The sequence below is a fragment of the Chitinimonas sp. genome (assembly GCF_036568685.1).
Taxonomy (GTDB): Bacteria; Pseudomonadota; Gammaproteobacteria; order Burkholderiales; family Chitinimonadaceae; genus Chitinimonas.
On record NZ_DATCSC010000087.1, the window covers coordinates 39075 to 51463 of the forward strand.

The 12389-nt window shown below is 60.1% G+C and carries 13 protein-coding genes; 1 reads left to right on the top strand and 12 read right to left on the bottom strand.

Annotated features, from left to right (window positions below):
* Window position 1: 1 nt before the first annotated feature.
* The 11 genes from recO to rpoE form a co-directional block, all read right to left on the bottom strand.
* Window positions 2-742, bottom strand: a complete 741-nt coding sequence (recO, locus tag VIM95_RS12885; protein WP_331986254.1) for a DNA repair protein RecO — start codon at window positions 740-742, stop codon at window positions 2-4.
* Window positions 743-801: 59 nt separating this feature from the next.
* A complete protein-coding gene (era, locus tag VIM95_RS12890) occupies window positions 802-1692 on the bottom strand; it encodes a GTPase Era (protein WP_331986256.1) in 891 nt (296 codons plus the stop codon).
* Entirely contained in the window at window positions 1689-2384 is a 696-nt protein-coding gene (gene rnc, locus VIM95_RS12895) for a ribonuclease III (RefSeq protein ID WP_331986258.1), read from the bottom strand. The genes era and rnc overlap by 4 nt, the downstream gene beginning before the upstream one ends.
* Window positions 2385-2723, bottom strand: coding sequence for a DUF4845 domain-containing protein (locus VIM95_RS12900; RefSeq protein ID WP_331986260.1), 339 nt, complete (start codon window positions 2721-2723; stop codon window positions 2385-2387).
* A 165-nt stretch (window positions 2724-2888) separates the two neighbouring features.
* Entirely contained in the window at window positions 2889-3878 is a 990-nt protein-coding gene (gene lepB, locus VIM95_RS12905) for a signal peptidase I (RefSeq protein WP_331986262.1), read from the bottom strand.
* A 100-nt stretch (window positions 3879-3978) separates the two neighbouring features.
* Window positions 3979-5772 (bottom strand): translation elongation factor 4, encoded by a 1794-nt coding sequence (gene lepA, locus VIM95_RS12910; protein ID WP_331986263.1) that lies wholly within the window; start codon window positions 5770-5772, stop codon window positions 3979-3981.
* 123 nt (window positions 5773-5895) lie between these two features.
* Window positions 5896-6150, bottom strand: coding sequence for a glutaredoxin family protein (locus tag VIM95_RS12915; RefSeq protein ID WP_331986264.1), 255 nt, complete (start codon window positions 6148-6150; stop codon window positions 5896-5898).
* Window positions 6143-7645, bottom strand: a complete 1503-nt coding sequence (locus VIM95_RS12920; protein ID WP_331986266.1) for a DegQ family serine endoprotease — start codon at window positions 7643-7645, stop codon at window positions 6143-6145. The genes VIM95_RS12915 and VIM95_RS12920 overlap by 8 nt, the downstream gene beginning before the upstream one ends.
* A gap of 160 nt (window positions 7646-7805) precedes the next feature.
* The gene (locus VIM95_RS12925) at window positions 7806-8783 is read right to left on the bottom strand and encodes a MucB/RseB C-terminal domain-containing protein (RefSeq protein ID WP_331986268.1); all 978 of its coding nucleotides are present in this window, start codon (window positions 8781-8783) and stop codon (window positions 7806-7808) included.
* A gap of 46 nt (window positions 8784-8829) precedes the next feature.
* Window positions 8830-9357, bottom strand: a complete 528-nt coding sequence (locus VIM95_RS12930) for a sigma-E factor negative regulatory protein (protein WP_331986270.1) — start codon at window positions 9355-9357, stop codon at window positions 8830-8832.
* A gap of 30 nt (window positions 9358-9387) precedes the next feature.
* Window positions 9388-9993: an RNA polymerase sigma factor RpoE gene (rpoE, locus tag VIM95_RS12935; RefSeq protein WP_331986313.1), complete on the bottom strand. Its 606-nt coding sequence runs from the start codon at window positions 9991-9993 to the stop codon at window positions 9388-9390.
* A 320-nt stretch (window positions 9994-10313) separates the two neighbouring features.
* Here rpoE and nadB point away from each other — a divergent pair, with 320 nt between their 5' ends.
* On the top strand, window positions 10314-11897 hold the full coding sequence (gene nadB / locus VIM95_RS12940; RefSeq protein ID WP_331986272.1) for an L-aspartate oxidase: 1584 nt from the start codon (window positions 10314-10316) through the stop codon (window positions 11895-11897).
* Between the two features lie 6 nt (window positions 11898-11903).
* Here the strand turns inward: nadB and VIM95_RS12945 are convergent, their stop codons facing one another.
* Window positions 11904-12347: a protein YgfX gene (locus VIM95_RS12945; protein WP_331986274.1), complete on the bottom strand. Its 444-nt coding sequence runs from the start codon at window positions 12345-12347 to the stop codon at window positions 11904-11906.
* Between the last annotated feature and the right edge of the window lie 42 nt (window positions 12348-12389).

The window sequence follows — 12389 nt, forward strand, 5'->3', positions numbered from 1 at the left end:
CTCAGAGCTTGTGCAGGTCACGCAATATCTTGCGGGTATGCAAAGGCGTGTCGCCCAAGAGACCGGCCAGCAGCACCCGCATCAGCTGCTTGGCCTGCAGCCCGGTCTGCACCTGGCTATAGTCGCCGGCAGCCATCCCCAGCAGGCTGCGCCCACTGATTCTGACGCCGCTCTCCCGCGGATTCCCCGAACTCGGTAGTATGCCCTGCCCCTGGTAATAGCAATATTCGCCATCGACCGCGACGGGTCGACCCTTGGCATCACGCCCCAATTCAAAGCCATAACCAAGCTCGTTCAACAGAGCCAGCTCGAAACTACGCAAGATAGGCTCAACCTCCTGCGGGCAGGCCGATAAGGCGCGTGCAGCACGGCCATAGGCCTCGAACAGACCGCCGACCGGATCTTCCCTTGGCAGCAGCTTGAGCAGCAGTTCGTTGAGGTAGAAACCACAGATCAGTGGCAGACCAGCCAGTTGCGGTACCCCACCTTGCCAATCAGCGGCATGCAGGGTCTTGAGATCACCGGCACCGAACCAGGACAACAACAGCGGCTGGAAAGCCAAAAGATTGCCACGCAGGCTGGAGGTAGGCCGACGAGCACCCCGAGCCACGAGCGCCATACGCCCGTGGTCACGACTCAGCACCTCAATGATGAGGCTGGTTTCCTTATAGGGGTAGCTATGCAGCAACCAAGCGGGCGCGTCCTCGACGCGCTGCTTGCTGCGGGCAAATGTCGCTGCCATCGACCACTATTCCTGGCCTACCAAGCGCCGCCCTGCCGGGCAGCGTGGGGTGCCTGGCCTCATTCGTAGCCGAACTGGCGGACCAGTCGGGTATCGTCAGCCCAGCCACTCTTGACCTTGACGAAGACTTCGAGATAGACCCGGCAGTCGAACATCTTTTCCATATCGGTGCGGGCCTGGGTGGAGATTTCCTTCAGCTTTTCACCACCGTCACCAATGATGATCGCCTTCTGCGCCTCCCGGTCCACCAGGATGGCAGCGAAAATACGGCGAAGATTGCCTTCTTCCTCGTACTTTTCAATCTCCACGGTGGTGGAATAAGGCAGCTCATCGCCCACCAGGCGGAAAATCTTCTCGCGGATCAACTCCGAAGCAAGGAAGCGTTCGCTACGGTCCGTGACCTGATCTTCCTCGTACATGGGCTCGCCTTCAGGCAGCAAAGGCTTCACCGCGTCGACCAGCACATCGACCTTCATGACCTTCTTGGCCGATACCGGCACAATGGCGTGGAAGGGGAACTGGGCCGCCATGCGCTGAATAAATGGCAGCAGCTGGTTCTTGTCCTTGAGCAGGTCAGCCTTGTTCAGCACCAGAATGACCGGACGGTTTTTGGGCAACAGCTTCATGACCTGTACGTCGCGATCATCAAACTTGCTGGCCTCAATGACGAACAGGACCACATCCACATCGGACAAGGTCGTCGTCACGCCGCGGTTCATCGCCTCATTCAAGGCGCTCTTGTACTTGGTCTGAAAGCCCGGGGTATCGACAAAAATGAACTGCGCGTCGGCATCGGTGCGAATGCCGGTGATACGGTGCCGCGTGGTCTGTGCCTTGCGCGACACAATGCTGATCTTCTGCCCGATCAAACGGTTCAGCAGGGTGGACTTGCCCACATTGGGGCGCCCCACGATGGCGATAAAGCCGGTACGGAAAACTGCGTCGGTCATGGCTTGTTCGCCTTCTTGGTAGTGGGGAGTTCAGCCAGCGCGCGGGTCGCAGCATCCTGCTCTGCCGCCCGGCGGCTAGCACCGGCACCTTGGGTTGCCAGATCAAGCTCGGCGACCCGGCATTCCACGACGAAATGCTGGTCGTGCGCCTCGCCCTGCTGACTCAATATACGATACTGCGGCAGACCCAGCCGGCGAGCTTGCAGCCACTCCTGCAACTTGGTCTTGCTGTCCTTGCCATGGGTTTCCGGGTCCAGCGCCGCAATCTTGGGCGCGATCAGGCGTTCCACGGTGCGGCTGGCAGCGACGAAATCGGCATCCAGGCACACCGCAGCAAAGATGGCCTCGAGCGTGTCAGCAAGGATGGAGGGGCGCTGATAGCCGCCGCTGCGTGCCTCGCCCTCCCCCAGGAACAGGTGATCGCTCAACTGCAGGCTCTGGGCGAGTTCTGCCAGCGTTTCCTTTTTGACCAAGCTGGCCCGCAAGCGCGACAGCTCCCCTTCACTGCGCTCAGGGAAGGCGTCGAACAAGAGTCTTGCAACCGATGCATTGAGTATGCTGTCGCCAAGAAACTCCAGGCGCTCGTTATGGGGAATCCCGTAGCTGCGATGCGTCAATGCTTGGCGGAGCAGGCTGGGGTTCCGGAAGCGGTAGGCCAGCGCCGCCTCCAGACGTGCAGGATCCAGTGCCACTTACTTGCTGCCGCGGTTGCGCGCTTCCGCCTGGAAGTCGAAGACGAGGCTGGCGTTAGCAACCAGCGGTACTACAGCTTGGTAACTGACGGAAATGTTTGTACCGGCCTGGTCTTGGACGATATCGAGATCTGAGCTCCTCACGGAGTGAATGTTCTCGATATTGGCACGTTTGTCGAACGATTCCCGAATGTCGGAGACCGGCGCCCCACCTTGTTCACGAGCAAGGGTATTGAGCACCTTCTTCAAGCCGAAGTACTCGGTATATACCGGTACAAGTTTAAGGCCAAGGATCAATCCCATGCCTAGGATGATGGCCCAAGCCAGCATATTGATCATGCTGAGTCCGCGTTGTTTTTGCATCTTCTTCCCCAATGATTTGCGTTGTCGCCACGAGCAGCGTCGGCTCGCGCCATTCTAGGCAGGCGGAAGGGCTTTGCAAGCCCCTCCAGTCCAAGGACCGCCGGCCAAATCTCTTGCTGGGGCAGGCGGCATGGTGGCGTCTTATTGAATATGCGTGCCAATACGGCCGAATTCCGGCCAATGGCCCCAACCCGGCCAGCTCATCCAGATCATGAAGGCGCGACCGGTCAGGTGGTCATCCGGCACGAAGCCCCAGTAGCGGCCATCGTTGCTGTTGTCGCGGTTGTCGCCCAGCATCAGGTATTGGCCTTGCGGTACTGCGCAGGCAAAGCCCGTTTCATCGTACTGGCAGTTTTCCAGATAGCGGAAGGGAATCACACCTGCTGGATTCAGCGTCGGCTTGCCCATCTCATTGAGGGTCTGGTGCGTCTTGTCGCCGAAGGTTTCCTTCATTACAACAGCCGCAATTTCATTGCCTTGCGCTTCAAAATAACGGTAGTCACCGACCGGAATACTGTCGATATGCTGGCCATTCACCGTCAGTTGTTTGTTCCGATATTCGACCTTGTCACCCGGCAAGCCAATAACGCGCTTGATGTAGTTGGTCTTGGTGTCGAGCGGGTAACGGAACACGACCACATCGCCACGCTCCGGCTTGCCAGTAGGGATGATGGGCTGGTTCAGGAAGGGAATGCGTACGCCGTAGGCCGACTTGTTGATCAGGATGAAGTCACCGACTACGAGCCCAGGGCGCATGGAGCTGGACGGAATCTGCATCGGCTCGATCACGAAGGTCTTGCCGAGGCCGATCAGCGCCAGTACCAGGGCGTTGGAAAAACCAAATGCTGCCCAGCTCGGCAGCGGGCGCTCGTTACCTTTGGCCTTGTAACCACGCAGGCGGGCAATCAAGGCCAGCACTGCCGCAACCATCATCACCACAAAGAACAGATCGCTCGGGTTGGCGTACACCGACAACACACCCCAGGCGCCGACCAGCAGCAGAAAGTAACCCCACAGCGCGCCTTCGCTCATCTGCTCGGCGTCGTAGACCGGTTGGGCAGTGCGACTATTGCGCCAGATCAGGAAGGGGCCGACGGCCAGGGCGGCGAAGGCAAGCAAGGTCCAGTTCATGCGGGCTTTCTTGGCTGTTCTTGATATTGGTTGAGAGAAGCCGGCACCCGGCCGGCCATGAATTGCGACATCGCGCCGGCAACATGCCGCCGCGACGATATCACTTGTCGCTCACCTGCAGGATGGCGAGGAAGGCTTCCTGCGGAATCTCGACGTTGCCGACCTGCTTCATGCGCTTCTTACCGGCCTTCTGCTTCTCAAGCAGTTTGCGCTTACGCGAGATATCACCGCCGTAGCACTTGGCCAGCACGTCCTTGCGCATGGCCTTGACCGTCTCGCGCGCAATGATGTGTGCGCCGATGGCAGCCTGGATGGCAATATCGAACATCTGACGCGGAATGAGTTCGCGCATCTTGCTGACCAACTCCCGGCCACGATAGATGCTGTTGGCACGGTGCACGATCAGGCTCAGGGCGTCCACGCGCTCGCCGTTTACCAGCACGTCGAGCTTCACCAGGTCGTCAGCCTTGAATTCCTTGAAGTCGTAATCCAGCGAGGCATAACCACGCGATACCGACTTCAGCCGATCGAAGAAGTCCATCACCACTTCGGCCATGGGCAACTCGTAGGTCAACATGACCTGCCGGCCCATATACTGCATGTTCTTCTGCACCCCACGCTTCTGGTTGCACAGTGTCATCACGGTACCGACATAGTCCTGCGGCACCAGAATGGTGGCGGTGATGATGGGCTCGCGAATCTCTTCAATCTTGGAGAGTTCGGGCAGGCGCGAAGGGTTCTCGATCTCGATCACCTCCCCGTCCTTCATGAGCAGCTGGTACACCACGGTCGGCGCCGTAGTGATCAGGTCCATGTCGAATTCGCGCTCAAGGCGCTCCTGCACAATCTCAAGGTGCAAGAGACCCAGGAAACCACAGCGGAAGCCGAACCCCAGTGCCTGCGAGACTTCCGGCTCGAAGTGCAGCGAGGCATCGTTCAGCTTCAGCTTCTCGAGGCTGTCCCGCAGGGCATCGTAGTCATGGCTCTCAACCGGGTAGAGGCCGGCGAACACCTGCGATTTCACTTCCTTGAAGCCCGGCAGCGGCTCCTCGGCAGCCGGCTTTACCAGGGTGATGGTATCGCCCACCTTGGCACTGGCCAATTCCTTGATGCCGGCGATCACAAAGCCCACCTCACCGGCGCGCAACACGTCGCGCTGCACCGACTTGGGCGTGAACACGCCAACCTGCTCACACAGATGCTGGGCCTTGGTCGACATGAACAGGAGCTTGTCCTTGGGACGAACCTCACCATCCACCACGCGCACCAGCATCACCACGCCGACATAATTGTCGAACCAGGAATCGATGATCAGGGCCTTGAGCGGACCGTCTGCATTGCCACCCGGCGCAGGGATCTTGGCAACCACGGCCTCCAGAATGTCTTCGATACCGATGCCATTCTTGGCAGAAGCACGGACCGCGTCGGTCGCTTCGATGCCGACGATGTCCTCGATCTCCTCGATCACACGCTCGGGCTCAGCGGCCGGCAGGTCAATCTTGTTGAGCACGGCCACGACTTCAACGCCCTGTTCGATCGCGGTGTAACAGTTGGCCACCGTTTGGGCTTCGACGCCCTGGGAGGCATCCACCACCAACAGCGCGCCCTCGCAGGCGGCGAGGCTACGGCTTACTTCGTAGCTGAAGTCCACATGCCCCGGGGTGTCGATCAGGTTGAGGTTGTAGACCTGCCCATCACGCGCCTTGTAGTGCAAGGCAGCAGTCTGCGCCTTGATGGTGATTCCTCGCTCCTTCTCGATGTCCATGGAGTCGAGGACCTGCTCGCTCATCTCGCGCAGCTCAAGGCCGCCGCAGTATTGGATGAAGCGATCAGCCAGCGTGGACTTGCCATGGTCGATGTGGGCGATGATCGAGAAATTGCGGATGTGATTCATAGACTTCGGGGCAGACTACTGAAAACGACATGAAAAATGGGCACGTTGCTGCGTGCCCACGTTGCTGCCAACCGACCAGACCAGCCCGGCAATGGCGCGTCCCACAGGGATTAACGTCATATTTTACCGGATTCGGGCCAGATAAGCATCCAGCGCGCGCCGATTCAGGTGGTAGAAGCAGATGATTTCATCGCCATCCCCCGTCAGCACCGGCACCATTTCGTTGTACTTGCGCTCGATCACATCGTCGTCGTCGATGTCCAGCCAGATCACGTCCAGATTAAGATCCGGCGCCAGCAGACGCAGTTCTTCCCGCATCTGCTGGCAAAGGCTGCAATATTCGCGCCCGTAGAGCGTCAGCAGAACCTGCTCACTCATCCGCCTTGGCACCCTTTTCCGGCAACTTCAGGCTGATGAACAGCGAGGCCTCGCCACGACGAACGCGCAGCGGTACCGAGCTGCCGGCCCTGGCCTTGGAGAGCGCCTCATCGAGGTGAGCAAAGGACTTCAGATCCTCGCCGCCGATTCCGACGATCACGTCACCCTGCTGGATGCCGGCATTGGCCGCCGCCCCTTGGGCCTGGGTCACCTGCAAGCCGAACTTGAGACCGAGTTGCTTGAGCGCACGGGCATCGAGCTCACGCACAGTCAGGCCAGATTTGTTGACGCCAGTCTCGCTCTTCTGCTCGTTCTTGCGCTCGCGCTGTGCAGAACGACCGTCGGCAGGCTGCTCCAGCTCCGCCACGGTCACATTGAGCGTCTTCACCGCCTTGTCGCGCCAGATCTCGACCGGCACGGTGCTGCCCGGCTTGGTCGCACCAACAATGCGCGGCAGATCGGACGACTCGGCAACTTCCGCACCATTGAACTTCAAGATCACGTCGCCTGCCTTGAACCCTGCCTTGGCAGCCGGTGCATCGGCCTCGACATTGCTCACCAGGGCACCCTTCTTGGTCTTGAGACCAAAGTCGCGCGCCAGATCATCGCTCAAGCCCTGGATGCCGACACCAATGCGGCCGCGAATCACCTTGCCCTTGCTCTTGAGCTGCTCGGAGATCTGGATGGCGGTGTCGATCGGGATCGCGAAGGACAGGCCCATATAGCCGCCGGAACGGCTGAATATCTGAGAGTTGATACCTACCACTTCGCCGCGGACATTGAACAGCGGACCGCCCGAGTTGCCGGGATTGACCGCCGCATCGGTCTGGATAAAGGGCACAAAGTTCTCGTCCGGCAGGTTGCGGCCCTTGGCACTGACAATACCGGCAGTCACGCTATTGTCGAGCCCGAAAGGCGAGCCGATGGCTACTACCCACTCGCCGACCTTGAGCCTCTCGCTGGAACCCAGGTCGACGGTAGGCAGCCCCTTGGCCTCGATCTTCAGCAGGGCCACGTCGGTACGGGCATCGGAGCCGATCACCTTGGCCTTGAACTCGCGCTTGTCGATCAGCTTGACGGTGATCTCGTCGGCATCAGCCACCACATGGGCATTGGTCAACACAAAACCATCGGCGTCGATGATAAAGCCCGAGCCCAGCGACTGTGCCTTCTCTTCGCGCGGCTGGTTAGGCTGCTGGCCTCGCGGCACCGGCAAACCAAAGCGACGGAAGAATTCAAACGGGTCCTCATCACCCAGATCAGGTTGATTCCGGTTAGCGCGTATGGTCTGGGTGGTGCTGATATTCACCACGGCACGGCCCTCGCGCTCAACCAGGGCGCTGAAATCCGGCAGCCCCGCCACCAGCGGCGCAGCGGTAGCCGCTACGGCAGGCGCGACGGCAACGGTTTTTGCCGCCGCCTCTACATTGGCTGCCTCGGTGCAGGCAGCCAGGCCACCAGCAATCAACAAAGCGGTCAACAAGCTGTGTTTCATACGAACGATCCTTTTGTCGTAGACAGTCTGGAATATGAACCGTTGGGAAAATAGGGGTGAAGTCGCCAAATCCCAATACCCAACCTTGGATGAATTGCGTGGCGCCTAGTTCCCGGACAGGCGGCAGCACAGAGCGACACGCCATGGCGGGCCATCAGGCTTAGCGGGGCGAGAATGATTGGGCGAACAACTGCACCGTGCGCAAGGGCACCTCACCCAGGGCCGTGATGCGCCAACCATCAACTTGTCTGGAAAAGAAGCTGATATTGGACGAGCCCTGTGCCAGCGGCAAGGTGACGGGGCCATTGCCAGCCGGCTCGATAAAGATCGACACCGTGACCATGCCATCGCTGTAGAGGAAATGCTGCACCAGTTGCCGCTTTCCAGGCATGGCGCTACGCGCCTCCTTCACCAGTCGGAAACCATTGGGCAGGTTGCTGGTATCGAACTGAGCCAAGTCCGTCGCCGGCATCGGCGCGCTGTTCGACGCTCGGCCAGGCGGGTCCGCCGGCAATGCACGACTGGCAAGCACCGACTTCAGGGCCCGCTTGTCGATCGGACCACCAATCTCCAACTGGGTGAACGAGAACTGTTCCAGCGCACCACCCCCTTCTGGGCTGTACATGGTGCTCTTGAGCATCAGGCCGGAATTGGGCTCAACACAGAGTTTGTGCGGGTGGCGCAACTTGTCCTTGGGCTCCAGCAGTATGGATTGGCAGTCATAGCCTGCCACCCGCTCGGTATTGAGCCGTTTGAAATTGTAGTTGGCCAGGACGTCGATGATCTGGTCGGGGATGATGCCAGGGAAGAATTTATTGGCCGCCCGCCGATCGAGCACCATGGGCTTCGCATCAGGCATATAGCCGGTGATCTGGTCATTGAGACGCACGAACTCGCGCGGCACGCCGTCTAGCGACTCACGACGCTCCTGCTCGCCGCCGGCGTCAAAGGCATGGACAAGGCGAAAGGTCTCCAGCATATCGGTATGCTGGTACAGATAGACCCCGCTGTAATTGAGCACACGAGCCGCCGCACCCATCTTACGTAGCAGATTGGCGGACTCGGGAGTGGTAAGGAGATCGGCCGCCTGCGCCGAGACGGCAAGGAGCAGGCCGCACAGACCCAGGCGCAGTGACATAGCAGGCTTCGCGGATCGCAAGATGAGTGGAGGACTCAGAATATGATCAACGGCCAGCAGCAGCGCGCTCAGCCTCAGCACCGGTCAGGATAACCGCCCGATGACTGAAGCCGGGGTTGCCCAGCATGGTCTGGTGAGCCACCAGATAGGGATTGAGCTCGTCGGCAACGGGCTGAGCCGCCTGATTGGCCGCAACCGGCAGACTGGGCGCCGTGACCAGCTGCGTGGCTGCAGGCGCATTGCCACCCGGCATGCCACCCACCACGTACCAGGCAGTTGCACTGACCAGCGCCACCGAGGCAGCCATAGACAACGCCACCCAGCGCCGACCGGGCACAAAGCCACGTCGTCGCAAGGCATTGGGTGCCAGAATGGCCGGTTCCGCGTCGAGCCGTGCCGAGAAATTGGCCAGGAAATCGCCGGACAGTACGTCCCGCTGATTCATGGCATCGCCGATCATGTGGTAATCACGCCACGCGTCACTGAAATCATCCTGATCCATAGAGGCGATCAGTTGCTCCAGTTCGTGGTCGTCCCACTCGCCGTCCATCAAGGCCGATAGTTTTTCCTGCATTTTCTGCACCTGTCTACCCTGGAGTCCTTTTTACCAACGCCGGTCTTTGCCAGCTGATTCGATCATGGGACGCAAACGGGTGGCGATCGCCTCCCGTGCGCGGAAGATACGCGAACGCACCGTTCCGATCGGACAATTCATTACTGCGGCAATGTCTTCATACGACAAGCCTTCCATTTCGCGCAAGGTAATTGCGGTACGCAACTCCTCGGGCAAGGCTTCGACGGCCTGATTCACCGTGGTCACGATCTGACGGTTCATCAGCTCGGTCTCCGGTGTATTCATGTCCGGCAGCTGGGAAGCCGTATCCAGCGTGTCGCCGTCTTCGTCCTCGTACTCTGTCGACAGCACCGGGCGGCGACCAAGCGAAGCAAGGTAATTCTTGGCCGTATTGATGGCAATACGATACAGCCAGGTATAGAACGCGCTTTCCCCACGGAAAGCAGGCAGCGCGCGATAAGCCTTGATAAAGGCCTCCTGCGTCACGTCCTCAATCTCGGCCTGGTCGCGGATCATACGGCTCAGGAGCCGGCCGATCTTGCGATGGTACTTGGTGACAAGCAGCTCAAAAGCCTTCTTGTCGCCGCGCTGCACGCGCAGTACCAATTCCTGGTCGATATCCCGCTCACTCGACATAGTTGCTGTTTTCCCCTCGCTGACGGCTGCTGCCTTCGGCTTTGCCGTCTCAACCGGGGAAACATGCGACTGCGTCTCGGCATTTTCAAGCGTACGCGCAGTCTTGCGCTTCGTCTTGGGCTCGATCCCCCAGGCATCAAGCAGGTTTGCGGGCTGAAGTGTAATGGTTTCCATCTTGAATGGGGCCTTTCCGCTATCCCTCCCTTGCGGGCACACAGCAGTGACACCCCCTGCCGGCAATAAGTTCCAACAATTTTGCGCCGCAAGTTGTGGCGAGTGCTTTGGTATAGTGGCGGCACACGCCTTCAGAACCTTCCGCAATGCAACATTTCGACGTTTTGATACTGGGCAGCGGCCTCGCCGGCATGACCCAAGCCCTGCAATTGGCTGATCAACGCCAGGTGGCCATCGTCACCAAGCGGCAATTGACCGATGGCGCCAGCCAGTGGGCGCAAGGTGGCATTGCCGCCGTGCTGGACCAAACCGACAGTATCGCCGAGCACGTCGCCGATACGCAGATCGCCGGCGCCGGCTTGTGTGATGAGACCGCCACCCGCTTTATCCTCGACCATGCGCGAGAAGCCATCGAATGGTTGATTGAGCTCGGCGTCCCTTTCACGCCGGATGCCGCCCACGAAACCGGCTTTCACCTGACCCGCGAAGGCGGCCACTCCCATCGCCGCATCATCCATGCAGCCGATGCCACCGGTGCGGCGGTCATTGCCACCCTGGCCGCCAGGGTCAAGGCCCACCCCAATATCACCATTCTGGAAGACCATATCGGCATCGACCTGATCGTCGGCCGCAAGTTGGGCCAACCCGAGCTGGGCTGCCTGGGGGCTTATGTGCTCGACAAGGCGACCGACCAGGTGAAGACCCTGCTGGCCGACCATACCGTGCTGGCCACGGGTGGTGCCGGCAAGGTATACCTCTACACCACCAATCCCGACACTGCGACCGGCGACGGCATAGCCATGGGCTGGCGCGCAGGCTGCCGGGTGGCAAACATGGAGTTCATCCAGTTCCATCCGACCTGCCTCTATCATCCGCACGCCATGAGCTTCCTGATCTCAGAGGCAGTCCGAGGAGAAGGCGGCCAGCTCAAGCTGCCGGATGGTCATCGCTTCATGCCGGAGCACGACTCGCGGGAGGAGCTAGCCCCGCGCGACATCACCGCACGTGCCATCGACTTCGAGATGAAGAAGTACGGCCTCGACTGTGTCTATTTGGATATCAGCCACCAGCCGGCGGAATTTGTCCGAGAACACTTTCCCACGATCTACCAACGCTGCCTGGAGCTGGGGATAGACATCACCCGCCAACCCATCCCGGTGGTACCGGCGGCCCACTACACCTGCGGTGGGTTGGTCACCGACCTGGCAGGCCGAACCGACGTACCCAATCTGTACGCGATCGGCGAGACTGCCTGTACCGGCCTGCATGGCGCCAACCGCCTTGCCAGCAACTCGCTGCTAGAGGCCCTGGTCCTGGGCCGCAGCTCGGCCCAGGACATTCTCTCGGCTGCGCCGGCAAAGCGTCTCGAAGTACCCGCCTGGGACGAGAGCCGGGTCGTGGATGCGGATGAAGAAGTTGTGATTGCCCATAACTGGGACGAACTGCGGCGCTTTATGTGGGACTATGTCGGCATAGTCCGTACAGATAAGCGCCTGGAACGGGCCGCAAACCGGATTGCCCTGCTGCGACGTGAGATCGACGAGTTCTACCGCAATTTCAAGGTCAGCAATGACCTGATCGAGCTGCGCAATCTGGTCGATACCGCTGACTTGATCGTCCGCTCGGCCCAGCAACGCAAGGAAAGCCGGGGCCTGCACTTCAGTCGCGACTACCCGGAGACACTTCCGGCAGCAGCACCGACCATACTGCCCCCTGCCTTTGGGCAGTAGACCCCGTCAGGGAGCGGCCTGTCTGCTTGTCGGCCGCTCCAGGCCCCACCGCAACCAAACACGCAGCCTGCGCAATGCATCGGGTGCCGTGCTGTCGGGCCATAGCAGCAAACGTCGCTTGCGGCCATCCTCTGCCCGCAACGGCAGTACGACCAGGCCCAGGGTGCAATAGACACCTTCCCCCAACGCATATTCGGTTGCCAGCCCGCCCTCTTCCAGCAGCCAGTTGCCATCGGCAAGCAGCTTGAGCCTGCTGCCTTGGCTTTGTCGCCAATGACGGGCGGCCAGAAGCAGGGCCAGCAATATGGCACCGCTAAGGCAAGCAGCCAACCAGGCTGACAAGTTGGCGAGCCAAGGCATAGGCAGCGCCATCAGGTACAAAGCCAGGGTAGCCACGCTGGCCATTCTGGAAGGGCGTAGCTGCAGTTGCAGGGGCGGAACGGATTTCATGGTGATGAATGGCAAACAGGGCAGCTTGGCTGCCCTGTTCAT